This window comes from Pseudomonas sp. A125 (assembly GCF_055409485.1).
Map to the genome: position 1 here is coordinate 119,455 of NZ_JBUZVP010000015.1, position 24,554 is coordinate 144,008.

Genomic DNA, 24,554 nt, shown 5'->3' on the forward strand with positions numbered 1-24,554 from the left:
CTGCGGAAACTTGTCCGTTCCGACGATTAGGCAGGGAGTCACTTCGGTTAGTTTGTTGGCAACAAGCAGCAGCGATGCCGGTCCAAAGGGCCTCTGATTTATAGTCCTCGGAGTGAAAATGAAAATTCTTGTTCCCGTAAAGCGCGTGGTTGATGCCAGCGTCAACGTGCGTGTCAGAAGTGACGGTTCCGGCGTTGATCTGGATAACGTCAAGATGAGCATCAATCCCTTCGACGAGATCGCAGTCGAAGAGGCGGTACGCCTCAAGGAAGCCGGTGTGGCAAGCGAGGTGATTGCTGTTTCTTGCGGTGACCGTCTTTCTCAAGAGACGTTGCGTACTGCGCTGGCGTTAGGCGCGGATCGTGCCGTGCTGGTTGACGTCGATGGCGATTTACAGCCCCTGGCGGTGGCTAAGTTGCTCAAGGCCGTGGTGGACAAGGAGACTGCGTCACTGGTGATTTGCGGCAAGCAGGCCATTGATGACGACGCCAGTCAGGTCGGACAGATGCTGGCTGCATTGTTGGGCTGGCCCCAGGCCACATTTGCTTCCAAGGTCGCAATTGCCGATGGGAGTGCCACGGTCACGCGTGAGGTTGACGGTGGTGTCGAGACCATCGAGATGAGGCTTCCAGCGCTTGTCACCACCGATCTCCGGCTCAATGAACCACGCTACGCCACGCTTCCCAATATCATGAAAGCCAAGAAAAAGCCGTTGGAGGTGCTCACGTCTGCCGATCTGGGGGTGGACATTTCTCCACGTCTGACAGTACTCAAGGTGACTGAACCAGCTAAGCGCAAGGCGGGTATCCTCGTCGCTGATGTGGCTCAGTTGCTTGATAAGCTAAAGAACGAAGCCAAGGTGATTTGAAATGGCCATTCTGGTAATTGCTGAACACGACAATGCAACTCTCAAGGCCTCTACCCTTAACACGGTCGCGGCAGCTGCCAAACTTGGTGGAGATATTCATGTGCTTGTAGCTGGGAACGATTGTTCGGCAGTTGCTACGGCTGCAGCTAGGCTTGGAGGGGTACAAAAGGTCCTGGTCGCCCAGGCGGCCCACTATGAGGCTCAACTTCCCGAGAATCTGGCGGCGCTCATCGTGTCAATGGCGCTCTGTTATACCCACATCCTTGCGCCCGCCACTTCCTTGGGCAAAAGCACATTGCCGCGCGTCGCAGCCCTGTTGGACGTCGCCCAGATTTCGGAAATTGTGGGCATCGAATCGGTCGACACCTTTGTTCGGCCGACTTATGCAGGCAATGTGCTGGTCACCCTTCGCTCAGCCGACCCCTTGAAGGTCATCACCGTCCGTACGACTGCATTCGACCCCTTAGATATTTCAGGCGCGGCGCAGGTGGAAATGATACCCGTCGGCAGTGATGCCGGATTGTCGAGAGTGATTAAGCGGGAGTTAAGCAAGTCCGAACGGCCAGAGCTCAGTGCTGCCAAAGTGGTGGTATCCGGTGGTCGGGGTTTGGGTAGCAATGAAAGCTATTGTCGCTTGCTCGAACCTTTGGCTGATCAACTCGGCGCGGCGCTGGGCGCGAGCCGGGCTGCAGTGGATGCCGGCTACGCTCCCAATGATTACCAGGTCGGTCAGACCGGTAAAATAGTTGCTCCTCAACTCTATGTAGCTGTGGGGGTGTCTGGGGCAATCCAGCACTTGGCTGGAATGAAAGACTCAAAAGTTATCGTGGCGATCAATAAGGATCCGGACGCACCAATTTTCCAGGTGGCAGATTACGGACTGGTAGCAGATCTGTTCGAGGCGGTGCCCGCTTTGACCGAGGCGCTTCGTAGCAGTATCTAATCTTTATTGTCTCCGCCTGTGCATTCTTTTCTCCGAGGTATTCCTCTGGAGTTATCCGGCTCATTGACAGGTTCGATGGGCCGTTTTTTAAGCTATGGCCAAGTTGCGTGTTTCGCACAGTTGAAACTCTTTGCTAAAGCGAGCGGTTGGCTCGCAAAACCGTGACGGCCTAACTTCCCTGCGAGGTCTTTCCCATGGCTGACTACCAAGCGCCCCTGCGCGACATGCGTTTTGTCCTGAATGAAGTCTTCGATGCACCGAAGCTCTGGCAAACCTTGCCTTCGCTTGCAGAAGTCGACGCGCAGACCGCCGAAGCTATTCTCCAGGAGGCCGGCAAGCTAATCGGCACCAGAATCGCCCCGCTAAATCGCAGCGGCGATGAGGAAGGCTGCCAATGGAGCAATGGCGCAGTAATCACGCCGACCGGTTTCGTTGAGGCCTACAAGGCATACGCCGAAGATGGTTGGGTCGGCGTCGGTGGGGATCCCGCATATGGCGGTATGGGAATGCCCAAAGTCATTTCTGCACAGGTTGAAGAGATGATGCACGCCTCCAGTCTCTCCTTCGGCCTATACCCGATGCTGACTGCCGGCGCCTGCCTGGCAATCAATGCTCATGCTAGTGAAGAGCTAAAGGGAAAGTACCTGCCAAACTTGTATGCCGGTATTTGGGCCGGCTCCATGTGCCTGACCGAACCGCATGCCGGCTCTGATCTGGGCATTATTAGAACCCGCGCCGAACCACAGGCGGACGGCTCCTTCAAGGTAATCGGCACCAAAATCTTCATCACCGGCGGTGAACACGACCTGACCGAGAACATCATCCATCTGGTGTTGGCCAAGCTACCGGGTGCACCTGCCGGCTCTCGGGGTATTTCGTTGTTTCTTGTGCCCAAGGTGATGATCAACGGGGATGGCTCGTTAGGAAAGCGCAACAGCCTGTCCTGCGGTTCGATTGAGCACAAGATGGGTATCAAGGCCTCGGCCACCTGCGTGATGAATTTTGACAGTGCCATTGGCTGGCTGGTCGGCGAGCCAAACAAGGGATTAGCAGCGATGTTCACGATGATGAACTACGAGCGCCTGGGGGTTGGCATCCAGGGGCTGGCAGCCGGCGAGCGTTCCTACCAGAACGCTATCGAGTACGCTCGGGAACGTATCCAAAGCCGCGCACCAACCGGTCCAGCGTCCAAGGACAAAAGCGCCGACCCGATCATCGTGCACCCGGATGTGCGCCGAATGTTGCTGACCATGAAAGCGCTGAACGAGGGCGGCCGTGCTTTCTCCAGCTATGTGGCGTTGCAACTGGATATCGCGAAGTTTAGCGAGGATGTGGAGGCGCGCCGGCGCGCCGAGGCGCAGGTCGCCCTGCTGACGCCGGTGGCCAAGGCCTTTCTTACCGACATGGGCCTGGAAACCACCGTGCACGGCCAACAAGTATTCGGGGGGCACGGCTTTATTCGCGAGTGGGGCCAGGAGCAACTGGTACGCGACGTGCGCATCACCCAGATCTACGAAGGCACCAACGGTATTCAAGCGCTTGATCTGCTTGGACGCAAGGTGGTCGGCAGTGGTGGGGCGCTGTACCAGAGCTTCGCCGACGAGATCAGGACATTCTGCGGGGCTGCCGGCTTTGAGCTGAGCGAGTTCGTCACGCCATTGAAAGCTGCGCTGGATAATCTAGACGAGCTGAGCACCTGGGTTATTGATAGCGCCAAGAACAACCCCAACGAGATCGGCGCGGCCTCGGTCGAGTACCTGCATGTATTCGGTTACACCGCCTACGCCTACATGTGGGCACAGATGGCACGGGCCGCGCTGGGCAAGGAGAGCCAGGAAGACTTCTATGCCAGCAAGCTAGGCACTGCACGCTTCTACTTCGCGCGCCTGCTGCCGCGCATTCACTCACTAAGCGCTTCAGTGAAGGCAGGCAGCCTGTCGCTGTACTTGTTGGAATCCGCACAGTTCTAGGTTCCGTTGACGTTAGCCTAGCGCTAGGGTTGTGCTTTTGCCATGACCGACAGAAGCCAACTGGGCGACATCGACTGGGTGCATATATGGAGTCCGCTGAGTACCACGAAGGGCTTGATTGCTAAAAGTCCCAAGTTGCCGCCTAGTTGTCGAGGTCGTCCAATGGATACCTAGCACTGGCAGCCAATGGCGCATGCTTCCGGTAGTTGCGGCGCCTGGAACTCACTCCAACTCCCATACGTTCGGCCTGATCTCCAAGAGTGGAGTTCTGAAAATGAACAACGTGTAAGATCTTGATCATTAACAGGACGAGGGCGTGTGATGGGATATGTCGTGGTATTTATCGCCACTCGATGGGGTAGCGAGCTGGGAGGGATCAACGTTTTTAACACTGGCTTGCCAAAATTCTACCGAAGGATGGCAGCTGCATGTGCTAAGTCGAGAAGGTTTTCCCTGCAGAAGCATCAAAGGATGGATGCAGCTATTGCATACTCCCTGAGACACCAGCCTGATCGCCCAACACCGATCAGCGTCCAGGCGACATAGTAAGTGGCAGTATTGTCCGCCAGTCCCATCAATAGCATGCCGAGAGCCAGCAGCAGTGAACTGGCGGCCAGGACACAGCGTCCGCCATGGCGATCAATCTGCCGATTGGCTATAGGTAGAATCCAATAGCCTTGCTTAGAATTACCCCTTTTTCGCTCTTGAAACACCCCAAAAACAAGTCCAGAATTGAGTCTTTTCCTGCTTCGGCAAGAAAAGAAACCCCTTAGATTTCAATGGGTCGGACGCTAGATGCGAGTCTCGTTTCCAGCTCCAATCTCCTGATTTGTATTCGCTGTATCGTCAATCTGTGGTTATTCGCGCAGCGTTTTGCCGCAACTGATCTAAATAGTCAGCCCATTGTTGAGCCGCTTCCCGGCGTTGTACCAGCAGTTGGGCGCGCGCGTATACAGCCCCTAGCGCCCCCGGCATCCGGTGGGATAACGACAGTTCGAGCACAATTGGATCAATACCCAAGTGCTCGTGGGCAATGGTTCTGTAGGTCGCGCGAAAGCCGTGGGCTGTGATGTCATACTCTGGCCAGATGCGCTGAAAGGACTTGAGCATGGAGGTCGGATTTATGGGGCGTCCCAGATAGACTGGCGAGACGAACACCCAGCCTGTGCCTTCTTCATCCACCACGCGGGTTTTATGTAGCTCGCGTAACAGAACCAAGGCTTGCTCAGGCAACGGCACGATGTGTTTGCTCTTGTCCAGGTGCTTGGTCTTGCTCACCACATAACGCCAATCGGCACCCACCAAGTCGACATCTTCCCAGCGCATTTGCACCAGTTCGCCTGGGCGGACCGGCAACATAATCAGCAGGCGCATCGCGGAGGCAACGCTGCCGTCGTTGCAGTCATCCAGACGCAGAAGAAACCTGCCTAGATCGGCTGGCCTTTCGATCGCCGGATTGCTGGTGACGACATGCCGGATCTTCAATTCCTCAATGTTGCTGAGCGCTACGTTGCGTTCAACCCAGCCGCGCCCTTCAGCAAACCCCAGGACGGCACGGATGATGGTGCGCACGCGCCGGGCCATCGCCATTGTGCGCTGGCGGCGCAGCTCGGTAATGATCGTGGTGATGTGCTCAAGCTTGATCTCGGTGACCGGTTTTTTACCAATGGCAGGCAAGATGTGGTTGTTCAGCGCTCCGCTAAACCCTGAGATGGATTTAGTCACCAGTTCGGCAGATTTGAATGCCAACCATTGCTTGGCTACATACTCGAAGGTGCGCACCTCGTTGAGGAGTTGCGCCTCGATTTTGGCAGTCTTAGCTTTGAGCGGAGCGGTGTGGTTAGCCACGTCGCGGCGTGCACCGCGGGCAATGTCCCGCGCTTCTTTCAGGCCGATTTCGGGGTAAGCGCCGATTGAGAAGCGGTTTTCCTTGCCATGCAGCCGATACTTCAAGCGCCAGAACTTGGAAGGGGATTTGCCGACATTGCTCGACGCCCTTACCTCCAAGTAGAGGCCAGGAACTTCGCCATCGGCGTGTTTGCCGGGTTCGGTCAGCGAGCGGATCAAGGCATCGCTGAGTTTTCGTTTGAAAACAACCGCATTATCTGGGGGCATCGGTGGGGGCATCCTTTTTAAGGAACCGAAATTTGCCCCCAATTATGCCCCCATGAGTCGTGGAATTCATTGGATTTAGACAGGCGGCAATGGACTGAAATTACCAATAAGCACCTGTTATAAAACAGTTTTATGGAATTTACTGGAACTCCATTACAAGCTATCGGGGTCCCCAAAGAACATCTGAATTCGCGACCGCAACCAACGCTCCCCCGGATCATTGTCCTGCGACCCACGCCACGCCATGTGCAATTCAAACGTACGCACCGGCAACGGCGGCTCTTCAGCTCGCAAGCCGCCCGCAGACGTCAGCGCCTCAGCGGCATAATCCGGCACGGTCGCGACGATATCGGTACCCGCCAGCAACGTTCCCAACCCGTTGAACTGCGGCACAGCCAGCACCACGTGACGCTTGCGGCCCAGTTTCTCCAGTTCTTCATCGAGAAACCCACTCAAGTCCCCGGCAAACGACACCAGTGCATGGGGCCGCGCGCAGAAGTCATCCAGGCTCATGGAGCCGGGCATGCTGTCGGCCCGCAGCAGCATCGGTTTGCTGCGGCGCAATACTTTGCGCTTGGCGTTGGCCGGCAGGTCGGTGGTGTAGCTCACGCCAATCGAGATTTCCCCGGAGGCCAGCAGGCCCGGCATCAGGATGTAGTTGACGCGGCGCACCACCAGTACGATGCCGGGGGCTTCGGCGCGCAGGCGCTTGAGCAGTAGCGGCAGCAGGGCGAACTCGACGTCGTCCGACAGGCCGATGCGGAACACGGCGGTGCTGGTGGCCGGGTCAAACTCGGATGCGCGGCTGACGGCCGTGGAAATCGAGTCCAGGGCCGGGGAGAGCAGGGCGAAGATCTCTACCGCACGGGCCGAAGGCTCCATGCTGCGCCCGGTACGCACGAACAGTGGGTCGTCGAACAGGCCACGCAGGCGTGATAACGCCGCGCTGATGGCCGGCTGGCCCAGGAACAATTTCTCGGCAGCACGGGTCACACTGCGTTCATGCATCAAGGTTTCGAATACGATCAACAGGTTGAGGTCGACACGACGCAGGTCGTTACGGTTCATCTTGTGTCCCAGGCAGCGTCAGTAAACTTGACGGGAGCGACCATATAAGAACAATGGCCGGCATGAATCTTACGGGGAAAGGCTGGTACTCTGCACCGGCTAATTCAGTTTTCCTACGTGACTTGGTACGTTTTCCGTATATGCGGAATCAATGACAGGCATGTCGACTATTAACGGCGACCGGTGGTCTTGCTCCGAAAGCCCAGATAGAGTTCATGGCAATAGAGGTTACTTTGACGAGGTTTGCGATGTCCCGCACGATCCGTTTTCACAAGTTTGGTCCGGCCGAGGTGCTCAAATGCGAAGAGCATGCAGCCGCTAAGCCCGCACCGGGCGAAGTGCAGGTGCGCGTCGAAGCGATTGGCATCAGCTGGTACGACATTCTCTGGCGCCAGAACCTTGCGTCGTCCCATGCCCGCCTGCCATCAGGCCTGGGCCATGAGATGGCCGGCGTGGTTGTGGCCGTGGGCGAAGGCGTCGATGACCTGGCGGTGGGTGACAAGGTCGCCAGCTTCCCTGCCGAGAGCCCCAATGATTACCCGGTGTACGGCGAACAGATCGTGCTGCCGCGTTCGGCGCTGACGCGTTACCCGGACGTCTTGAGCCCGATTGAAGCCAGCGTGCACTACACGCCGCTGCTGATTGCCTACTTTGCGTACATGGACCTGGCGCGGGTCAAACCCGGGCAATTCGCCCTGGTGACGGACGCCAGCCACTGTGCCGGCCCTTCCTTTGTGCAACTGGGTAAGGCCCTGGGTGTGCGGGTGATCGCTGCGACCAAGACCAGTGACGAGCGCGAATACCTGCTGTCCCTCGGGGCGGAAAAGGTCATCGTCACCGAAGAACAGGACCTGCTGATGCAAGTCAACAAGTTCACCGACAACCGCGGCGTGGACGTGGTGTTCGATGGCTTGGGTGGCCCGCAGATGTCGTTGCTGGGCGACGTACTGGCGCCCCGTGGCAGCCTGGTGCTGTATGGCCTGCAAGGTGGCAACCAGACACCATTCCCGGCCTGCGCAGCGTTCCAGAAGAATATTCAGTTCTTTGTGCACTGCATCGGCAACTTCACCGGCAAACCGGAACTGGGCATCATCCAGGACCATGTAGCCCTGCAGCGTGCCTTGCGTGACATCAACCAACTGACGGCTGACAAAGTACTGGTGCCGCTGAAAACCACGGTGTTTCCGTTCAGCCAATTCGTGGAAGCGCATCGTTATATGGACGAATGTCCGTGCCGAGAACGTGTTGCCTTGCAGGTAGAAGCTGTTTGATCTGTGGGAATATTCTCAAGCGAGTATTCCTTCCCCCGGGCGCATGGGGCAAATGCGCCATTTGACAGGATTTAACCTGCTCATCGCTGGAACCGGGATTTCTAGGTTTCAGCCCGATAAATCACCTGTTTACCCCGGACGCCGCCCTGAATTCCAGCGCGGCGTTGTCGTGTCCGGGCATTCGATATTCAGGGCGCGCCGCCGTCTGAACTGGTTTTAGTCCAGGTTCTGTATCTGTTAATCATTATTCAAGCGCTGATAATTGCCCCTCAACTTTCATCTCAAGGATTGAGCAATGATTGAATATCTGAAGTCGCCCCGTGCACCCGTTACGTTCAATAACGCCCGGTATACCCGTTCAGGCGAAACACTATTAATTAAGTTGGTTTTGTCGGATGGTTCTTTAATTTTTAAGTTAAAACAGGGTAGGAGCTTGTCGGACCATTCCTAAGACCGCCCTTTTTGACTGCGCACCCCGGTTGGGTGGCGCGCTTGCAGGCTGGAAGCCTCGAAGCGCCCGCTCGCAAACCGGGCCCGGTGCTAATCTCCATTGAATGTCACATGTTGTAACGCCCCTCAGAAACAACAGGTCAGGCAACTGCCGTTAACGGTTGCCCGAAACTGATATTTCAACTCAGGTAGTAGAACTATGAGCGCTATTCACGAACAAGCCATGAACTATGTCTATCAACAAGTATTACAACGCTTGGTTGGGCATTTCTCTCGAACAGAACGCACCTCGCTTCAGTTATTGATTCAACGCATTGTGGTAGCAGCAGGCGGCATGGAGCGGATCGGTGAATATAAAGTGCTGTTGGCGCATGGTGCGGGTGCTGGCAGCAGCTATGTCTTGACGTTGTTGCGCGCAGCCCAGTTGACGCTTGCGGGCCGGGCGCCGGGCACGTTCCAGTTGCGCGTGGCCACCTTGCGCCATGCCGGCATGACGCAAACCGCGCTGGACACGCTGCATCGCGGCTATAGCGCGTTGTTTTTGCATGACGACCCGCGTGTCGAACTACTGATGGTGGAGAACCGCGAAGTGTTGCCGTTCAACCACCTGCGTCCGGCATCGGCAACCGCGCGCGATAACAGTCGGCGCAATGTGCTGATGGTGGGGCACCAGACCTCGGGTGATCTTCGTCAAACCCTGTGCAACGACGCCTACCTGGCCCTCGGCGACTTTTACCAGCGCGTCACCACGTGCAATGGCGGCGTGCATGCATTGGTCAGCGGTGATTCTGCTCGCAAGCAACGCGAATACCTGGCGTGGTTGAAAAGGGCCGCACTGTTGGCCGGTGCAACGCTCCCGGAGCAAGAGCCCCTGGTGCTCAACGGCCTGTTCGCACGTATGGACGAATGGAGTAACGCGTATTACGGCGACCTGTATGGCGAGCACTACGAAAAAGTCGACACGTGCGACACAGATGCCCCCCGCCACCTGGCCTATGTCAGCGTTGCCGACTTGATGGAGGAGGTCGACTACCCGGGGGGTTCGCTGTTGCGGCAGTTTATGGCCTATCAACCGGACGAGTTTGGCTTTCATTTCAGCCACGCGAGTTGCGCGAACCCTTTGCTGATGGCCCATCTACGAGGCTTGCAAGCCGAGTGCATGCGGGAACTGGACTACGAGGAGGGCGCACAGGGCTTTATGCAGCAGGCCGCGCTGTTCATGCGGCACAAGCAGATTCCCGAACATCTGATAGCCCAGGCAGCGACCCCGGATGGCCGCGCGTTGTCGGCCGGCTACGCCCAGGCAATGTTTGGCCTGGATGACAATCAATTGAATTGCCTGATGTTTTCGCCGTTTATCGGCCACGGCGAGCGCCTCGAAAGCTTTTTGCGCGAATGCCACCCCGGCATGCTGGTGGCACTTGCGGAGCTGCACAAGGCACTGCAAGGCAAGCCGGTGGCCGAGATGCTCGTGCAATGGGCCATCGACATCAGTGGGTTACCGCTTCACCTGCTGCAACACCTCTACCGCAAGCGACCTGCCGCAGCGGTGCCGTGCATGGCACCGCCGCAGCACGCTACCGCCGCCATGGCAACCCGCCAATTGGCCGGGCGTTAACGGGGTGGTAGCGGGTGACCCGCGATGAGGCGCAAGGATGACCGGCAAACGGAGTTTGCCTACCAGGCGGTGTATCGCTACATGATCAACCTCATCAACGAGGTGGGTACCGATGCCCGGGTAAAATTGCCGTCACTGCGGCAGTTATCGGAGCGCCTGAACGTCTCGATCTCGACCATTCAATACGCCTACTCGCTGCTGGAGAAGGAAGGCCGGGTGTATTCGGTGGCCAAGTCAGGCTACTACGCCTGGCCGGTGTTGAACAAACCGCCAGGCAGCAGCGGGGGCGACCTGCTGGAGCGCCTCTACGCCAGTGCACGGCGCCCGGGGATGTTGGTACTCAGTGCCGATGAGCCAGCACTTGGGGCGTCTCTGGACGGGGCACTGTTGCTGCTCGAGCGCGAACTTTTGCGGCACTACCCAAGTCACCTGCAGCCATGGTCGCAGCCGTGCGGCGTCTGGGAATTGCGCGCGGCGCTCGCGGCGCGCTACACCTCGTCGCCGACCCGCTGCTGGCAGGCGGATGAGGTTTATATCGGCGCCGATCTGCGTGGGGTGCTGGAAATTCTGATCGAGGTGCTTGGGCTCAAAGGCGCCGCAATCATCGTGGAGTCACCCTGCGACTGGCTGATTCTGCGATTGTTGCAGGGCGCGGGGGTGAAGATTGTTGAATTGCCTTTCACCGCGCAGGATGGCCTGGACCTGGCGGCGCTGGAGCAATTACTCGGTACAGAGCCGGTTCAACTGGCGTTGCTGTCCTCCAGCGTCAGCCTGCCGTCAGGCATCGTCCTGCCCAACCATGACCGCACTGAGTTGGTTCGGTTGCTGAACCAGCATGGTTGTTGGTTGTTAGAAAATGACAGCCATGGCGACCTGGCCTTCGAGCAGCCCATCACGGCGTTGCGGGACCTGGCCAACCCTGAACGGCTGATGGTGTTTTCCACCTTCGAGAAAGCGCTCGGGCCTGAAGCGCCGTTTGGCTATTTGCTGTCGCGCCACTTCAGCGGTGAGCTGCAACGCCAATTTTTGCTGCGCGCATTCCGGTTGTCATCCATTCGCCAGCGGGCGATTGCGCGGCTCTACCAAAGCGGCAGAGTCGACCAGCATCTGCGGGAGTTGCGACCCAGGCTCAAAGAACAGGCCCGGGTAATGGGCCGGTACCTGGATGAGCACCTGGGGCAACAAGTGAGTTACCGAATGCCGGTTGCTGGCGCTACCTTCTGGTTACGCTCAACCGCGCCGGTGGACATGCGCCAGGTGTTCCAGCGCCTGCTCGCCCGGCAGGTGGTGATAGCGCCAGGAGAGTTGTTCAGCATCAGCGGCCTGCATTGCCAGCATCTGCGACTGAGCCACACCGTTGAGGGTCCCCATCACCTGGAGAATGCCTTGGTTGAACTGGCCCTGGCGTTGAGGCAGGCACAGACCGGTACTGAATGAAATTTCGCTGATTGTTGTAGGATTTATAACGTCGCGGAGCAGTCCAACTCTCAGTAAACTGCATTCTTTTTCCGAATCCTTACTCTTTCAGAGGTTTATGCATGACTCTCAGTCCTTTTGCGGGCAAGCCGGCACCAGCTCAACTGCTGGTAGACATCCCGCGACTGGTAACGGCCTATTACACCGGCCAACCTGATGCAGCGATCTCCACCCAGCGCGTCGCCTTTGGTACCTCCGGGCATCGTGGCAGTTCGTTCGACCTGAGCTTCAATGAATGGCACGTGCTCGCCATCAGCCAGGCAATTTGCCTCTACCGTGAAGCCCAGGGCATCAACGGCCCTTTGTTTGTCGGCCTGGACACCCACGCACTGTCTACCCCAGCCGGCGCCAGCGCCCTGGAAGTGCTGGCGGCCAATGGCGTGCACGTGATGTTGGCCGAAGGCGATGAGTACACCCCGACACCGGCGATTTCCCACGCCATTATTTGCTACAACCGTGGTCGCACCAGTGGCCTGGCCGACGGCATCGTTATCACGCCGTCCCACAACCCGCCACAAAGCGGCGGCTACAAGTACAACCCGCCTAATGGCGGCCCGGCCGATACCCACGTCACCAAGTGGATCGAAGCCAAGGCCAACGAACTGCTGGCCAACAAGCTGGCCGGGGTCAAGCGCATTACTCACGCCCAGGCGCTCAAGGCCGACACCACTCATCGCCACGACTACCTCAACACCTACGTGGCCGATCTGGTCAACGTCATCGATTTTGATGCCATCCGCAACGCCGGCTTGCGCCTGGGCGTCGACCCGCTGGGCGGAGCAGGGGTGCGCTACTGGTCGGCCATCGCCGAACACCATCGCCTTAACCTTGACGTGGTGAACACGCAAGTCGACGCCACCTTCCGCTTCATGAGCGTCGACTGGGACGGCCAGATCCGCATGGACCCATCCTCCAGCTACGCCATGCAGGGCTTGATCGGCCTCAAGGACCGCTACGACGTGGCGTTCGCCTGCGACCCGGACCACGACCGCCACGGCATCGTGACGCCATCCGGTGGCTTGCTGGCGCCGAACAACTACCTTGCAGTGTCTATCGATTACCTGTTCCAAAACCGCCCGCAATGGCGCGCCGATGCTGCGGTGGGCAAAACCGTGGTCAGCAGCGGCTTGATTGACCGAGTGGCCAAACGTATTGGCCGTCGCCTGTACGAAGTGCCAGTGGGCTTCAAGTGGTTTGCCGACGGCCTGTTCGAAGGCTCACTGGGGTTTGGCGGCGAAGAAAGCGCCGGTGCCTCGTTCCTGCGCAAGGACGGCAGCGTCTGGAGCACTGACAAGGATGGCTTGATCCCGGCGCTGCTGGCGGCGGAGATGACCTCGCGCAAAGGCCAGGACCCGAGCCAGATCTACCGTGGGCTGACGGATGCGTTGGGTGAGCCGTTCGCCATTCGTGTGGATGCCAAGGCCACGCCGGCGCAGAAAGCCCTGCTGGGCAAGCTGTCGCCGGACCAGGTGACGTCCACGCAGTTGGCCGGGGAAAGCATTCAGCAGATCCTCAGCCATGCACCGGGTAACGACCAGGCAATCGGCGGGCTGAAAGTCATGACCGAAAACGGCTGGTTCGCCGCGCGGCCATCGGGTACCGAAGACATCTACAAGATCTACGCCGAGAGTTTTATCGGTGAGGATCACCTCAAGCAACTGGTGGAAGAAGCGCAGGTGTTGGTGGACGGGGCGATCTCGGCTAACTGATACCCAACCTGTGACTGATTGACCTGTGGCGAGGGGACTTGCTCCCGCTGGACTGCGTAGCCGTCCCGTTTTTGGGGGCGCTTCGCACCCCAGCGGGAGCAAGCTCCCTCGCCACATTCAACCTCGGTCAGGCGAGGTCGACCAACACGATCTCGCTGTCTTCAATCGCCGTCACCCGCAACAGCTGTTCATCCTCAACCGCCACGCCGTCCCGAGCTTGTGCACGCAAGCCATTGACTTCAATCACCCCGGTGGCGGGCACCAGGTAGGCGCGGCGCCCGCTGTCCAGCCGATACTCGGCACTTTCACCGGCTTTCAGGTTGGCCGCCACCAAACGTGCATCGGCACGAATGCGCAGGCTTTCGCTGTCTCCAGCCTTGCCACTGGCCAGGGTTACAAACCCTTCGCGGTCGCCCTTGGGAAATGGCTTGGCACCCCACGATGGTGGCAAACCGGCTTCGTTGGGAATAATCCAGATCTGGAAAATCTTGGTGGGCGTGGCTTCCAGGTTGTATTCACTGTGGGCGATCCCGGTGCCGGCGCTCATCACTTGCACGTCGCCAGCCTCGGTACGGCCCTTGTTGCCCAAGTTGTCGGCATGGCTGATGGCGCCTTCGCGCACATAGGTGATGATTTCCATGTCCCGGTGCGGGTGTTGCGGGAAGCCGGTGCCCGGTGCGATGAGGTCGTCGTTCCATACCCGCAGGTTGCCCCAGTGCATGCGCTTGGGGTCGTGGTATTCGGCGAAGGAAAAGTGGTGGTGTGCGTCCAGCCAACCGTGATTGGCGCCGCCCAGCGTATTGAAAGGTCGAAGTTCAAGCATGATCGTCTCCTGTGGATGGGAGCCATGATCCAATAGCGCTAGATCGATAAAAAGCGTAAAAACTGCCGGATTCCTATCGAATAATTCGATGCCTATGCTCAGGGGTTATCTTCACTTCATCGCCTAACTGCATGAGCGCAAAGCAATTGGCTGGAACTGTGGGGCATTTGCGGCGAACATAGGGCTCTTGTCCGAGTTAAAGCATCGCAGGAGTCCGCGTGCCGCAACACACCCCCGATCTGCCTCCCGAACTGCGGCCGCTGGCCGAAATGCCTCTGTTGAAACGGCTTGCTGCCCGATTGTTTGGCCACGGCCTGACGCGGCTGCGCGCCCAGCACCGTTTCTCCTGGCTGCACGGCCAGGCCGACGGATTTCGCAGTGGCCACACCGCCGGTGTGGAGTATGGCTATCAGGAAGGCAAGGCAGACGGCATCGAAGAAGGCCGCCAGGTCCTGCTGATTCGCGACTTCCGCCCGGATGAACACACGGCACCGGGCGTTGATGACAGCCTGTTCGATGACTGGCGCCTGCCGCTGACCGCCGAGTTGAAAAAGCGCATCAAGGCCGACGTGGCGCGCCTGCTGCCGGCGCATGCCCAACCGAGTGCCGCGCAATGGAAGATGATCTTCAGCGACACACCCTCCACCTCGGTGATCGCCGGCGCCGGCGCCGGCAAATCCACCTCGCTGGTGCTGCGTATCCTGCTGCTGACCCATTACCTGGGCTTTGAACTCAGTTCGATGACTGTGGTGACCTTCACCCGCGAGTCGCGCAAGGACTTCATCAAAAAACTCATGGAAATTCTCGCCTTGTGGGGCCAACCCCTTGGCATGAAAGAAGCCCAGGCCGTGGTGCGTACCTTTCATTCACGCATTTTGCCAATGGTGCGCAGCCTGCCGGGGCTTGAGCGCCTGCAGGCGTTCGAGAACCTCAACACCCGCACCGAGGCCGGCTTTGATGAAGCCGACAGCAATCCCTTCGAGCTGCGGATTAACGACGCCCAGCGTCAGCAATTGAATGCCTGCTATCACCAGTTGCATCGTCGTCACGCGCGCTTTCGCGAGCTGATTGCCCCGTTGGCGCGCCATGCACTGCAACTCAAGGAGCTGGAGCGCGACCATCCAGACGTGCAGAAGCGCGTGGCGGTGACTGAATTGGCCGCCAAGCGTGATGAAGAACTTTGCGATGTGATCGAAGACCTGTGGTTTCGCGCCGGCGCCTGGCCGATCAAGGGCATCGAGCCCAACCGCCAGACCTTCGATATCAATGGCGCGCAGTTTCATTGCCATGGCTACATTGCCGAGCTCGATGCCTGGGTCGTACTGGGCTTCGACCCTCGGGAAAACGCCCAGGTCAGCCGGCCCGGCGCCAAGTTGTCGGTGCGCGCTGAGTGGGCAGTAAAACGCACCTTGTTTCAAGCTTTCTGCCGTAAACCGCTGATATGGCTAGAAAGTTATGACTCATCCAAACGTGTTTTGAGCAGCTTGGCCGGCGATGCCACCGCGGGCCCGGGCTTCGATTACAAGGTCAAGGGCGAGCTGGGTTCGGCACCGCTGCTGGACAGCTTTGTCGCCGCCGCGGGGTTCATCGAGAACCTCGGGCTGGATGTGCCCACTGCCGTGGGCAAGATGAGTTTCGCCAAGGACGACCCGGACCGGTTTTATTTCGAAGCGCTGAGTATTTTCTGGAGAGCCCTGGAAGACCACCTGCTGGACCAGTCGCCACCCGTGATGACCTACAACCGGATGTTTTCACTGTTTGGCGAAAACACTCCGGAAAACCTCAAGCTGCTCAACGACGGGCTGTTGCGCCCCATGTCGCATCTGATGATCGACGAATTCCAGGACGTCTCGCCGCAGATCGTTTCGTGGCTGCGTGCCAGCCTGCGCGAGATTCGCAGCCGCGGCCCCGCCATGCACGTGGGCCGTGGCGCCCAGCGCTCGTCGCTGTTGTGCGTGGGGGACGATTGGCAGTCGATCTATGGCTGGCGGGGCAGTTCTCCCAAGTATTTCATGGAGTTCGGCAAGGAGTTCCCGTCACCCACCACCACACGGGTGATGCTGGGCGAGAACTACCGCAGCCATCAGCACGTTATCGATGCCGCCGAACATATCGTGCGGGCTGCACCGGCCATCAGCGGCAAGAAAGCCAAGGCGAGCGGCACACCCAAGGCGTTGGTGCCGGTTACCGTGCGTGATCGGGATGACGCTGCCCTGGGCCAGCAACTGCTGGCACACTATCAAAAGGGTGATTCGATCTTGATGCTGTATCGAAAAAGTAACGATAAGCTATTGATACAGGAGCATATTCAGTCGGTAGTTAATGTGGATTCTAACTTGCCGTATGGCAGCCGTCGGCTCAAGCAACTGACCTATCACAGCGCCAAGGGTTTGCAGGCGGATGCGGTATTCCTGCTGGGAGATTGCCAGCACCTGACCAGTTCGCCGTACAAGAATCAGGTCTACCGCATGGCGGGCCTGGGCAAGGACGGCGATACCGAAGCCTACGACAGTGCGCAAAAAGACGAAGTACTGCGCCTGGCCTATGTGGGGATTACCCGCGCAGTGAGCCATTGCTATTGGTATGTCGAAAGCCAGGATGGCCAAGGGTTGAATGTGCCGAAGGCGTCGGATCGAGTTGCCGGGGACAAGCCGTTTTTTGATGATCAGCGCATCAGCAAATCATAAGGGGTGACGTTGAATCCTGTGGCGAGGGAGCTTGCTCCCGCTGGAGTGCGCAGCGCTCCCAGGATTTTGGGGCTGCTACGCAACCCAGCGGGAGCAAGCTCCCTCGCCACAAGATACCTGCGCCGCCCGATCAAGCCCTTAGCGACAGCGGCGGCACAAACGACTCCAATTCGTCCTCTACGGCTTCGATGATCCGCTCTACGTCGGCGGCGTTCATCACTGTGGAGCAGGGAATGCCAGCAATCGCAATCAGGGTTTCTCCGCTGGCACGGTCGAACAGGCGCGCGATCATACTGCCGGGAGCATCCATGCTCGCCTCAAAGCCCATGGGATGAAAATGCCAGCGCATCAGCTGGCAGGCGTTGGGGAACGTTACTTTGTTCATGTTGCCCACCTTGTTCATTGAGCGCTTCCTTTAGCTCGCTGCAGGGGCGCCATGACCGTCACTGGTCCTGGCCGTCTTGAGCTCTAAAAATAGCATTCGTTCCCATCGGCCATGGAAGTTTTTTAGCTCCATTCGGCAGTTGTTTTCAGGAAATTTGACGTGGGTCATGTCCTACGCAGTATTGGGCAAATGGCCATTATTCAGAACTGTCAAATGGCCATTGAACCCGCCCGAAAAGTTGGGCAAGCTCGCAGGTCATCCCAGCCGCAGAGCGCTCCATGCCCGAGTTCACCCCGGATGATTCCCAGCAAACCCAGGCCACCGGCGAATTGGTGTTACGTCACCACCTGTGCTGGAAGCACCGCGACCTGGACGGTGTGATGTCGTACTACCATCCGGACATCCAGTACCACGATTTCTTCCAGAACCGGGTAGTTGGTGCGAGCGATCTGCGCGCGTACCTGCAAGCGAGCATGCCCCGGGGCGCAGACGAGGCGATTGAGCACGCCGACCGCATCCGCGCCGACGGCGACACTGCGTTCATCCAGTACCGCATCACCTTGCGCGGCGGCCAGGGCCTGGTGTCGTTTCGCACCAGCGAAGCCATCACCGTGCGCGATGGCCTGATCTGGCGGGTCAACGAATACGCGTCCCTGGTGCACGAGCAGTCCGCCAGCCGCAGCGAGACCACGCGCCCCACCGTCAGCCGCCTGGGCCTGTCGCCCCAGCAACTGAGCTACATGGCCAACGACCTGCAACACTACTTCGAGCGCCAGCAACCCTACCTGGACCCCGAGCTGGACCTGCAACGGGTGGCGAAAGAGTGCGGGTACAGCCGCAACCAGATTTCTTATCTGTTGAACCAGGTGCTGGGCCAAAGCTTTTACCGCTACGTCAACCAGGCGCGCCTGCAGCATTTGCTGGCGGCACTGGACAATGCCACGCCGCCGATCCGTATCGACGAACTGGCATTTGCCGCCGGCTTCAATTCGACGTCGGCGTTCTACAGCTGCTTTCGCCAGCACACCGGCCAGTCGCCCAAGGCCTACGTCAAACAAATTTCCCTGCGTGCACGCGCGCAAGACAGCCCCTGAGGCCAGGCTCTAGGATCACTGCCATCGAAGTGTGGTGGTGGAGCTTGGCATGCCTGCATGGCGCAATATCAGTTTATGGATGGACCAGTTGGACGAGCCGCTGGTGGCACGTGCCTCGCTTGAGCACGACCTGGACGTCAACGTGGCCATTATCGGCGCCGGCTATACCGGGCTCTGGACCGCGTATTACCTGAAACGCCAAGCGCCTGAGCTGAAGATCGCGATCATTGAAGCGCAAACCGCCGGGTTCGGCGCCTCTGGCCGCAACGGCGGCTGGCTGATGGGCAACCTGCTGGGGGAAGACCGCCTGCTGGCGGGATTGTCCGCAGCGCCGCGCCGCGCCTCGTTCGACTTGCTGCACGGGATTCCCGATGAAGTGGCGCAGGTGATCGAGCGCGAAGGCATCGACTGCGACTACCGCAAGGGCGGCGTGCTGTATTGCGCCGCGCGCTATCCCGAACAGGAGGCCACCCTGCGTGCATACCTGGCCAAACTCCACAGCCAGGGCCTGACCGACGACGATTACCGTTGGCTCGGCCCGCAGCAATTGGCCGAACAGATCCGCATCGCCAAGCCCTATGGCGGCATCTATGCACCCCACGTCGCCACGATTCACCCGGCCAAGCTGGTGCGCGGCCTGGCGCGGGTGGTCGAGCAGATGGGCGTCACGATTTACGAAAACAGCCCCGTCACCCACTGGCAGTCCGGCAGCCTGCGCACCGCTAAAGCCGCGGTGCGCGCCTCCTGGGTAGTGCCGGCGGTTGAAGGCTATGCCACCACGCTGGCGCCGCTGGGCCGCTACCAGTTGCCGGTGCAAAGCCTGATCGTCGCCACCGAGCCGTTGCCGGCCAGCACTTGGGACGAAATCGGCCTGAACCGTGGCCAGGCATTCGGCGAAAGCAGCCGCCAGGTCACTTACGGCCAGCGCTCGGCGGATAACCGTTTGGTGTTCGGCGCCCGTGGCGGCTATCAGTTTGCCGGCAAGTTGCGGCACAACTTCGACCTGACCGACAGCGAAGTCGAACTGCGCCGCTACCTGTTCGGTGAACTGTTCCCACAGCTCAAGAAGGTGCGGATCACCCACGCCTGGGGCGGCAACCTCGGCATGTCCCGGCGTTTCAAGCCGCACATGCTGTGCGACCACGCGGCAGGCATCGCCCTGGCCGGTGGTTACGGCGGCGAGGGCGTCGGGGCCAGCAACCTGGGTGGCCGCACCCTGGCGGACTTGATCCTGGGGCGCGACACGCCGCTGGTCCGGCAGCCGTGGGTAATCCAGCCGGGCCGGCTGGACGGGCTCAAGGCCTGGGAGCCGGAACCCTGCCGCTGGCTGGGCTACAACGCGATCATTCGCAGCTTTGTCCACGAAGACCAGGTGCTGGCCAACCCCAATACCGCGCCGTGGCGCCGCAAGCTGGCCAGTGGGGTTGCCGGGTTCATGGAAGGTTTCATGCATTAAGTCGTTTCAATCACCACAGGTATGAACATGAGCATTACCCAGTTCAAAGACACACTCAGCGCCCATTTGCCGGACTCTTCCCCGGTTGCCGTGCCGTTGGGCACGCCGGTAGCGGTGGCCTCGACCTTGAGCGTGGAGCGCAGCGACGGGGTCGAAACCGGCATCTGGGAATGCACGCCGGGGCGCTGGCGCCGGCAGATCGTAGCCCAGGAGTTTTGCCACTTTATCCAGGGACGTTGCACCTTCACCCCCGACAACGGGGAAATGCTCCACATAGAAGCCGGTGATGCACTGATGTTGCCGGCCAACAGCACCGGTATCTGGGACATCCAGGAAACCGTGCGCAAGACCTATGTATTGATCCTCTGATTCTTTGATCTTTGATCGCCTGCCATAAAAACAGCCCTAAAACCGCCAGGAAATCGAACCATGAGACCCATTGCCCTGTTGCCGCTGGTATTCGTCGCCACCCTCAGCCAAGCCGCCGAGACGGTAAAGATCTACAACTGGTCGGATTACATCGCCCCCGACACCACCAAGAACTTCCAGAAAGAAACCGGCATCGGTTTCACCTACGACGTGTACGACAGCAACGAAACCCTCGACGGCAAGTTGATGACCGGCAAATCCGGCTACGACGTGGTGTTCCCCTCCAACCATTTCATGGCCCGGCAGATCCAGGGCGGGGCACTGAAGAAGCTCGACAAGAGCCAGTTGCCCAACTGGAAGAACCTCAACCCGGTGCTGCTCAAGGCGTTGGAAAACAACGACCCTGGCAACGCCCACGGCTTCCCGTACCTGTGGGGCAGCACCGGCATCGGCTACAACATCGACAAGGTCAAGGCCGTATTGGGGGACAACGCCCCGGTGGATTCCTGGGACCTGATCTTCAAGCCCGAGAACATGCAAAAGCTGCAAAAATGCGGCGTGGCAATCCTCGACAACGGCCCGGAACTGCTGCCGGCGGCGCTCAACTACCTGGGCTTGCCGCACCACAGCAAAAAGCCTGAAGACTACAAGAAAGCCGAGGACCTGCTGATGAAAGTGCGGCCGTACGTGGCGTACTTTCATTCCTCCAAATACACCGCCGACCTGGCCAATGGCGACATCTGCGTGGCGGTGGGCTTCTCCGGCGACATCCTGCAGGCCGAAAGCCGTGCCAAGGAAGCCAAGAACGGCGTGAACATCGGCTACAACATTCCCAAGGAAGGCGCCGCCATCTGGTTCGACATGGTCGCCATGCCCGCCGATGCTCCGGATGAAAAAGCCGGTTATGCGTTCATGAACTACCTGCTGCGCCCGGAAGTGATGGCCAGCATTACCAACTACGTGCATTACGCCAACGGCAATGCTGCAGCGGACAGCCTGGTGGACCCGGCGATCAAGAGCGACACCAAGGTGTACCCAAGCCCGGAAATGATGGGCAAGTTGTTCGCGCTGGAGGCGATGCCGCTGAACATCGACCGGATTCGTACACGGGTGTGGAACACCATTCGTACCGGACGTTGACTGGCAATATTTGGTCGCTCATCAATGACTGCTTTTAGGTCCTGCGCCTTCTAAATTCCTCGCCTCCTAATGTTGATTTGGAGGCAAGGAATGCCTGTATCAAACAAGTCTGGACGATTGCGGATTGGAAGGGCCTCAGAGGTTGGTGGGGTGTACCTGTTGACCGCTGTGGTCGACCGGCGTTTGCCGATCTTCAGTGATTGGCGGCTCGGGCGGCTGCTCGTAAAGGAGTTTCGGCAGGCGCATGAGGATCAGTGGGCGAACTCACTCGCGTTTGTGGTGATGCCGGATCATCTTCACTGGTTGGTTCAACTGCGTGACAAGTCGTTGACCGAGTTGATGTGCCGAATAAAATCGCGCAGCAGTTTGACGGTCAATCGTGCGCTTGGGCGCAGGGGCCGGCTTTGGCAGAAGGGGTATCACGATAGGGGTGTTCGGCGTGAGGAGGATCTGAAGGACTTTGCCCGTTACGTGGTGTGTAACCCGATTCGCGCGGGGTTGGTGAGGCGCGTGCATGATTATCCGCTTTGGGATGTTTGGTGGCTTTGAGGGCCTCACGCAGCCTCGCTAAGGCTCGACAGCTGCTACGTCGTGAGGTGGGGGGCGTGGTTCGCTTTGGGATGTTTGGTGGCTTTGAGGGCCTCACGCAGCCTCGCTTAGGCTCGACAGCTGCTACGGGTGATGTGAAATACCCCAAACTTACCCCGTAGCAGCTGTCGAGCCTTAGCGAGGCTGCGTAGCCACACCGCGGAATTAAGGATTCTCCAGGTCATGCCCCAACGACTGGATAAACAATGAAAACAGTTCCGGCTGCGACGAGATATCCAGCTTGGCATACAGGTGCCGACGATGAACCTTGACCGTATCCGGCGAGATACTCAGCCGTTCGGCCATGGCTTTTGACGAAAACCCACGCAGCACCAACCGGGCAATTTCCAACTCCCGCTCCGACAACACCCCACAGCCAAAATGACTCAACGCATCGCGAATCTGGCTGGCCATTTCCACGGGTGCCGTCACGCGCTGGGTACTTTGCTGCCAATGCTGCTGCATCAACGGCAACACCCAGGCCGCCAGCGTGGTCATCAGCCCGGATTGTTCACTGGTAAACAAACGCTGCATCCCCAACGACAGCGATAACGTCCCCGCACCCGGCAGTTGCAGGATGAACTGCACCTCGTCTTCCAGCACATTGTCGTGGAAGTAATTGAGGAAGTACTCACTCTGGCGAAAGTGGTCCGGGGCAACTTCTTCAAGGCGGTACACACCACTGGCATAGCCCTCGCGACACGCCTGGAAAAACGGGTCCAGCAAGTACAAACCATTGAGGTACACCAGCATCGAGGCCGGTTTGCTGCTCGGTTGAGCGTCGTATTCTTCCAGCGCCTGGGGCGGCCCATCGGTGGGGTAGAAAATCGCCAGGGCATTGTCGAAAGGCACGCATTGGTGCAACAACAGCACCAGTTGCTTCCAGAAACGCTCGGTGCCGATCTGCTCTACGGTACGGCCCAGCCCCGCGTGCATGCCGGCTTCCCTGAACAGGCTCATGTGCAGCTCCACGCATAGGATAATGGCGCAAGGGTTCGACTTTTGCCCGGTGCCGTCAAGGGGAGTACTCCAATAGGGGCATTGGCCTATCTATACAGAATGTTTAAGTTTGCCGTCAGTCAGTGGGGAACATACCCCGCGCCGCTTCACCTTTTCGTTTCTGCCTCAAACCAAGAACAATCAAGAGGATAACGATATGAGTGCTCCTTCCACGCCCGACGGCGTGCTGAAACCCACCCTGAGCGTGTTCGACGTGGTGGCCATCACCGTCTCGGCGGTGACCCCGGCCAGTTCTGTGTTCGTGATCGCCCCGTTTGCGATCCAGCAGGCCGGCAGCGGGGTGTTCCTGGCTTTTGTGATGGCCGCGCTGCTCGCGTTGATGTTTGCCTTTTGCTACGCCGAACTCGGCCGCGCCCACAACAGCGCCGGCGGCGAGTACGTGTACGCCAAGCGGGTGTTCGGCGGCATGGCCGGTTACGCGACGTTCCTCACGGTATTGGTGATGTTGCTGTTTATCCCGCCGGTGTTGGCCACCGGGGCGGCGACTTACCTGAATAACGCCCTGGGTACAAAATTCGACTCACAAACCGTCGCGCTGGTCATCGTGGTGTGCAGCTACGCGCTGGGCATCCTCAATATCAAGCTGAATGCCTGGATCACCGGCACCTGCCTGCTGCTGGAAGTGGCGGCGTTGCTGGTGATCGTGTTTATCGGCTTCGGCAACCCGGTGCAGCCGGTCAGTGTGCTGTTGCAACCGCAGATCGTCGAGAACGGCGTGCTGCACCTGGCGCCCTGGGCCTTGGTGATCGGTGCGGTGGGCATTGGCTTGTTCTCGTTCAATGGCTACGGCCCGGCGGTATTGCTGGCCGAAGACATGAAGTGCGGCGGCAAGGGCGTGCACAAGGCGGTGTTGTGGTCCCTGGGCCTGGTGGTGGTGATCGAGCTGGTACCGATCACCGCATTGTTGATCGGTGCGCCATCCCTCAGCGCGATGATCAGCAGCCCCGACCCAATCGGCTACCTGCTGACCAGCCACGGCAATGAAACCCTGTCGCGGCTGGTAAGCGCCGGGATCTTCCTGTCGGTGTTCAACGCCATCGTCGCCATCGTCATCCAGATTGGCCGGGTGGTGTTCAGCAGCGGCCGCGATGCGCTGTGGACGCCAACCATCAACAAACTGTTTACCCGGATTCATCCGCGCTGGGACTCCCCGTGGTTGGCTACGCTGTTCCTGGCGATCCCTTCGGCGTTGCTCAGTTTCAGCTCCAACCTGGCAGACCTGACATCTTTCAGCGTGCTGCTGATCATGCTGGTGTACCTGATCGTCGCGTTGAGCGCGTTGATGAGCCGGGTATTGCTGCGTGACCGCGAGCACCCGTATCGCATGCCGTTGTGGCCGGTGCCGGCGTTGCTGGCGGTACTGGGCGCCGGTTACCTGTTGGTCACCCTGGCGCTGGCCGCCTCGGTTCGGGACATCATGATTATCATCGGCCTGCTGGCACTGTCGGTGATCCTGTATTGCATCAGTGGCCGGTTGAGTCCGGCGTTTCAGAAATTGTAAGGA

19 protein-coding genes are annotated in these 24,554 nt (G+C 59.0%); 14 read left to right on the top strand and 5 right to left on the bottom strand.

The genetic code is table 11. The annotated features are described in order from the left end of the window. Positions 1–118 precede the first annotated feature (118 nt). The 3 genes from ACZRN6_RS20710 to ACZRN6_RS20720 all read left to right on the top strand — a co-directional run bounded on the left by ACZRN6_RS20710 (position 119) and on the right by ACZRN6_RS20720 (position 3,781). Complete coding sequence (locus ACZRN6_RS20710) at positions 119–868, top strand: electron transfer flavoprotein subunit beta/FixA family protein (protein ID WP_464008725.1); 750 nt, start codon at positions 119–121, stop codon at positions 866–868. 1 nt (position 869) lies between these two features. Continuing rightward, positions 870–1,811, top strand: a complete 942-nt coding sequence (locus tag ACZRN6_RS20715) for an electron transfer flavoprotein subunit alpha/FixB family protein (RefSeq protein WP_464008726.1) — start codon at positions 870–872, stop codon at positions 1,809–1,811. Positions 1,812–2,005: 194 nt separating this feature from the next. Continuing rightward, the gene (locus ACZRN6_RS20720) at positions 2,006–3,781 is read left to right on the top strand and encodes an acyl-CoA dehydrogenase C-terminal domain-containing protein (RefSeq protein ID WP_464008727.1); all 1,776 of its coding nucleotides are present in this window, start codon (positions 2,006–2,008) and stop codon (positions 3,779–3,781) included. 846 nt (positions 3,782–4,627) lie between these two features. Here ACZRN6_RS20720 and ACZRN6_RS20725 read toward each other — a convergent pair. Together ACZRN6_RS20725 and ACZRN6_RS20730 are read right to left on the bottom strand one after the other, a co-directional pair. Then, entirely contained in the window at positions 4,628–5,896 is a 1,269-nt protein-coding gene (locus ACZRN6_RS20725) for a tyrosine-type recombinase/integrase (RefSeq protein ID WP_464008728.1), read from the bottom strand. Between the two features lie 153 nt (positions 5,897–6,049). Further along, on the bottom strand, positions 6,050–6,964 hold the full coding sequence (locus ACZRN6_RS20730; protein ID WP_003217142.1) for a LysR family transcriptional regulator: 915 nt from the start codon (positions 6,962–6,964) through the stop codon (positions 6,050–6,052). A gap of 248 nt (positions 6,965–7,212) precedes the next feature. Here ACZRN6_RS20730 and ACZRN6_RS20735 point away from each other — a divergent pair, with 248 nt between their 5' ends. The 4 genes from ACZRN6_RS20735 (at position 7,213) to pgm (ending at position 13,488) form a co-directional block, all read left to right on the top strand. Beyond that, positions 7,213–8,235 (top strand): zinc-dependent alcohol dehydrogenase family protein, encoded by a 1,023-nt coding sequence (locus tag ACZRN6_RS20735; protein ID WP_322145057.1) that lies wholly within the window; start codon positions 7,213–7,215, stop codon positions 8,233–8,235. Positions 8,236–8,884: 649 nt separating this feature from the next. Further along, positions 8,885–10,303, top strand: coding sequence for a hypothetical protein (locus ACZRN6_RS20740; RefSeq protein WP_464008729.1), 1,419 nt, complete (start codon positions 8,885–8,887; stop codon positions 10,301–10,303). A gap of 24 nt (positions 10,304–10,327) precedes the next feature. Further along, entirely contained in the window at positions 10,328–11,740 is a 1,413-nt protein-coding gene (locus ACZRN6_RS20745; protein WP_464008730.1) for an aminotransferase-like domain-containing protein, read from the top strand. 101 nt (positions 11,741–11,841) lie between these two features. Continuing rightward, positions 11,842–13,488, top strand: a complete 1,647-nt coding sequence (gene pgm, locus ACZRN6_RS20750) for a phosphoglucomutase (alpha-D-glucose-1,6-bisphosphate-dependent) (RefSeq protein ID WP_322145060.1) — start codon at positions 11,842–11,844, stop codon at positions 13,486–13,488. A gap of 127 nt (positions 13,489–13,615) precedes the next feature. Here the strand turns inward: pgm and ACZRN6_RS20755 are convergent, their stop codons facing one another. Further along, complete coding sequence (locus tag ACZRN6_RS20755) at positions 13,616–14,311, bottom strand: pirin family protein (protein ID WP_464008731.1); 696 nt, start codon at positions 14,309–14,311, stop codon at positions 13,616–13,618. A gap of 218 nt (positions 14,312–14,529) precedes the next feature. On the opposite strand from ACZRN6_RS20755, the gene ACZRN6_RS20760 reads away from it, so the two are divergent. Next, positions 14,530–16,998 carry a UvrD-helicase domain-containing protein gene (locus ACZRN6_RS20760; RefSeq protein WP_464008732.1) on the top strand — a complete coding sequence of 823 codons (2,469 nt, stop codon included), beginning with the start codon at positions 14,530–14,532 and terminating at the stop codon, positions 16,996–16,998. 130 nt (positions 16,999–17,128) lie between these two features. Here the strand turns inward: ACZRN6_RS20760 and ACZRN6_RS20765 are convergent, their stop codons facing one another. After that, positions 17,129–17,401 (bottom strand): DUF1652 domain-containing protein, encoded by a 273-nt coding sequence (locus ACZRN6_RS20765; protein WP_322145063.1) that lies wholly within the window; start codon positions 17,399–17,401, stop codon positions 17,129–17,131. Positions 17,402–17,661: 260 nt separating this feature from the next. Here ACZRN6_RS20765 and ACZRN6_RS20770 point away from each other — a divergent pair, with 260 nt between their 5' ends. The 5 genes from ACZRN6_RS20770 to ACZRN6_RS20790 all read left to right on the top strand — a co-directional run bounded on the left by ACZRN6_RS20770 (position 17,662) and on the right by ACZRN6_RS20790 (position 21,991). Then, on the top strand, positions 17,662–18,477 hold the full coding sequence (locus ACZRN6_RS20770; protein ID WP_464008733.1) for a helix-turn-helix transcriptional regulator: 816 nt from the start codon (positions 17,662–17,664) through the stop codon (positions 18,475–18,477). Positions 18,478–18,526: 49 nt separating this feature from the next. Next, positions 18,527–19,933: an NAD(P)/FAD-dependent oxidoreductase gene (locus ACZRN6_RS20775; RefSeq protein WP_464008734.1), complete on the top strand. Its 1,407-nt coding sequence runs from the start codon at positions 18,527–18,529 to the stop codon at positions 19,931–19,933. Positions 19,934–19,960: 27 nt separating this feature from the next. Continuing rightward, positions 19,961–20,302, top strand: a complete 342-nt coding sequence (locus tag ACZRN6_RS20780; protein ID WP_177045246.1) for a cupin domain-containing protein — start codon at positions 19,961–19,963, stop codon at positions 20,300–20,302. A gap of 60 nt (positions 20,303–20,362) precedes the next feature. Further along, entirely contained in the window at positions 20,363–21,442 is a 1,080-nt protein-coding gene (locus ACZRN6_RS20785; protein ID WP_464008735.1) for a polyamine ABC transporter substrate-binding protein, read from the top strand. Between the two features lie 90 nt (positions 21,443–21,532). Then, complete coding sequence (locus ACZRN6_RS20790; RefSeq protein ID WP_464008736.1) at positions 21,533–21,991, top strand: REP-associated tyrosine transposase; 459 nt, start codon at positions 21,533–21,535, stop codon at positions 21,989–21,991. 204 nt (positions 21,992–22,195) lie between these two features. Here the strand turns inward: ACZRN6_RS20790 and ACZRN6_RS20795 are convergent, their stop codons facing one another. Continuing rightward, on the bottom strand, positions 22,196–22,990 hold the full coding sequence (locus tag ACZRN6_RS20795; protein WP_464008737.1) for a helix-turn-helix transcriptional regulator: 795 nt from the start codon (positions 22,988–22,990) through the stop codon (positions 22,196–22,198). Between the two features lie 196 nt (positions 22,991–23,186). Between ACZRN6_RS20795 and ACZRN6_RS20800 the strand changes: the two genes are divergently transcribed. After that, positions 23,187–24,551, top strand: coding sequence for an APC family permease (locus ACZRN6_RS20800; RefSeq protein ID WP_322145068.1), 1,365 nt, complete (start codon positions 23,187–23,189; stop codon positions 24,549–24,551). Positions 24,552–24,554: the final 3 nt, after the last annotated feature.

Excerpts from the sequence above, each read along its gene's own strand:
- ACZRN6_RS20780 (WP_177045246.1), top strand. The coding sequence starts at position 19,961 with ATGAGCATTACCCAGTTCAAAGACACACTCAGCGCCCATTTGCCGGAC.
- ACZRN6_RS20765 (WP_322145063.1), bottom strand. The coding sequence starts at position 17,401 with ATGAACAAGGTGGGCAACATGAACAAAGTAACGTTCCCCAACGCCTGC.
- ACZRN6_RS20720 (WP_464008727.1), top strand. The coding sequence starts at position 2,006 with ATGGCTGACTACCAAGCGCCCCTGCGCGACATGCGTTTTGTCCTGAAT.
- ACZRN6_RS20775 (WP_464008734.1), top strand. The coding sequence starts at position 18,527 with ATGCCTGCATGGCGCAATATCAGTTTATGGATGGACCAGTTGGACGAG.
- ACZRN6_RS20745 (WP_464008730.1), top strand. The coding sequence starts at position 10,328 with ATGAGGCGCAAGGATGACCGGCAAACGGAGTTTGCCTACCAGGCGGTG.
- ACZRN6_RS20730 (WP_003217142.1), bottom strand. The coding sequence starts at position 6,964 with ATGAACCGTAACGACCTGCGTCGTGTCGACCTCAACCTGTTGATCGTA.
- ACZRN6_RS20735 (WP_322145057.1), top strand. The coding sequence starts at position 7,213 with ATGTCCCGCACGATCCGTTTTCACAAGTTTGGTCCGGCCGAGGTGCTC.
- ACZRN6_RS20795 (WP_464008737.1), bottom strand. The coding sequence starts at position 22,990 with ATGAGCCTGTTCAGGGAAGCCGGCATGCACGCGGGGCTGGGCCGTACC.
- ACZRN6_RS20715 (WP_464008726.1), top strand. The coding sequence starts at position 870 with ATGGCCATTCTGGTAATTGCTGAACACGACAATGCAACTCTCAAGGCC.
- ACZRN6_RS20800 (WP_322145068.1), top strand. The coding sequence starts at position 23,187 with ATGAGTGCTCCTTCCACGCCCGACGGCGTGCTGAAACCCACCCTGAGC.
- ACZRN6_RS20785 (WP_464008735.1), top strand. The coding sequence starts at position 20,363 with ATGAGACCCATTGCCCTGTTGCCGCTGGTATTCGTCGCCACCCTCAGC.
- ACZRN6_RS20770 (WP_464008733.1), top strand. The coding sequence starts at position 17,662 with ATGCCCGAGTTCACCCCGGATGATTCCCAGCAAACCCAGGCCACCGGC.
- ACZRN6_RS20725 (WP_464008728.1), bottom strand. The coding sequence starts at position 5,896 with ATGCCCCCAGATAATGCGGTTGTTTTCAAACGAAAACTCAGCGATGCC.
- ACZRN6_RS20790 (WP_464008736.1), top strand. The coding sequence starts at position 21,533 with ATGCCTGTATCAAACAAGTCTGGACGATTGCGGATTGGAAGGGCCTCA.
- ACZRN6_RS20755 (WP_464008731.1), bottom strand. The coding sequence starts at position 14,311 with ATGCTTGAACTTCGACCTTTCAATACGCTGGGCGGCGCCAATCACGGT.
- pgm (WP_322145060.1), top strand. The coding sequence starts at position 11,842 with ATGACTCTCAGTCCTTTTGCGGGCAAGCCGGCACCAGCTCAACTGCTG.
- ACZRN6_RS20710 (WP_464008725.1), top strand. The coding sequence starts at position 119 with ATGAAAATTCTTGTTCCCGTAAAGCGCGTGGTTGATGCCAGCGTCAAC.
- ACZRN6_RS20740 (WP_464008729.1), top strand. The coding sequence starts at position 8,885 with ATGAGCGCTATTCACGAACAAGCCATGAACTATGTCTATCAACAAGTA.